This window comes from Vibrio harveyi NBRC 15634 = ATCC 14126 = KCTC 12724 (assembly GCF_001591145.1).
Taxonomy (GTDB): Bacteria; Pseudomonadota; Gammaproteobacteria; order Enterobacterales; family Vibrionaceae; genus Vibrio; species Vibrio harveyi.
Window position 1 is genome coordinate 1 of record NZ_BCUF01000122.1, and the last position, 1,529, is coordinate 1,529.

At 37.1% G+C, this 1,529-nt stretch carries 2 protein-coding genes; both read right to left on the minus strand.

The features are described from left to right. Positions 1–17 precede the first annotated feature (17 nt). Positions 18–530, minus strand: coding sequence for a DUF4145 domain-containing protein (locus VHA02S_RS24725; RefSeq protein ID WP_038899655.1), 513 nt, complete (start codon positions 528–530; stop codon positions 18–20). Positions 531–650: 120 nt separating this feature from the next. After that, positions 651–1,529, minus strand: an 879-nt coding sequence (locus tag VHA02S_RS24730; RefSeq protein ID WP_218000904.1) for a GIY-YIG nuclease family protein, incomplete at its 5' end; no start/stop codon positions are given.

Here is a 1,529-nt window from a genome sequence, read left to right on the forward strand (position 1 = left end):
GTTTGTTAAATGCGTGGCTAATTTTTACCATCAAGCCATTCAGATACAGCAAAAAAATACTCGATAGCCTCTGAGCCATGTGTGTCTTTGCTGCCTTGTTTTAGTATTCGTGTTATGTCTTGAACTAACTGGTTCCCCTTAATTAGCGCATCCATTTCACACATGATGTTTGCCCTAAAAGCCAAACGCCCACTCTCACTAGACAAGAGTTTTTCATGTTCTATGCAGATACTATGAGCAATGTTATTTCTTGCCTTCCTAGCGGCGTGAATACTGTCCTCTGAATGCGTTGGTAAACTGTACTCAGATACCAATGACCGAATTTTTTCATACAAAGTACCTGACTTCAAAAGCATGTAGACCTCGAATGAAAACTCATTATTTGTGTTCACAACATCTGTCAAATGAGCCAACGTTCTACAGTTGTGTTCAAAATCTGTAGCGTATGCTAACGCACGACCAAGAAGTGCATATGACTCAGAGATTTCTAGATTTGTACTTGGCATTGGTAATAATGGATGTGATGTCATTGATTCCTACTTCTACCGAAAAGCATTTAACGCCGCGTTAAGGTGTGACGCACGCTTGCTATACTGTGAGCGAAGCGAAACTAGCAAGCGTAAGGAATCACTCTTAAACGCTTTGTTATATTAGTTTGCGTTCAAGCCAAAAGCTTTAGTGCCTAACTTTTTCTTATAAAGAGATTCAATCTTCTCAATCTCACCTTTTCCAACATTACTTGGCAATGTTTGAAGAATCGAAAAAGTGAAATTTTTGAAATATTTTTCATCACTGTTGCACAGCTCGATAAGATTTTTATTGTTCCCGTGCTTCGTTTTTACGTAGTCACACCAACGTTGCCATAAGCCAGATTTACCACAAGCTGAGCCTATATATTGATTACCAGTTTTATTATCTAATATCATATAGATCGCGTTTACAGATGACAAACGATGATACCAGCCAGCATTAGCATTGGGATTCTGTACCAATCTTTCTAATTCACTGAAATCTAGTACGAAATTAAGCAATCCTGGAAACTCACCAAGAAAACCTTCTGGTAATATTTCAACCACACTTTTTTCATTGCGATCATACCATTGATGCCAATTTCTTGTTGCATCACCCCAATCAATAACAACTCTATCTTTAAAGCAATCTAGGACATCTACTTTTGTAAGATCATAAAAATATTTATCATTTTCTTTTTTGACATCGTTAACTTTAAAAACACCTAAAAACAAAGCCTTAGTTCCATCCTGACCGACGAATGAAATTATATACTCACAATCACTAAAGACAGGGTTGGATTGTTCTTTCTGGTACTTTAACAGTTCATCGATCTCCTTAATTAGATCTTTATACTCAGCCCTACTATCCTTATGCCGAACATATTTGACCTTACGATCTTCAAATATATTTGTTTTCAAAGATGCTAATTCTTTAAATGTAATCACTGTACTTCCTTTACTAATATAACGCCCTGTTAAGGTGTGAGGCACGCAATACCGAAGCCTCCGCATACCACC

Coding starts and splice junctions, on each gene's coding strand:
- VHA02S_RS24725 (WP_038899655.1), bottom strand. CDS start 530: ATGACATCACATCCATTATTACCAATGCCAAGTACAAATCTAGAAATC.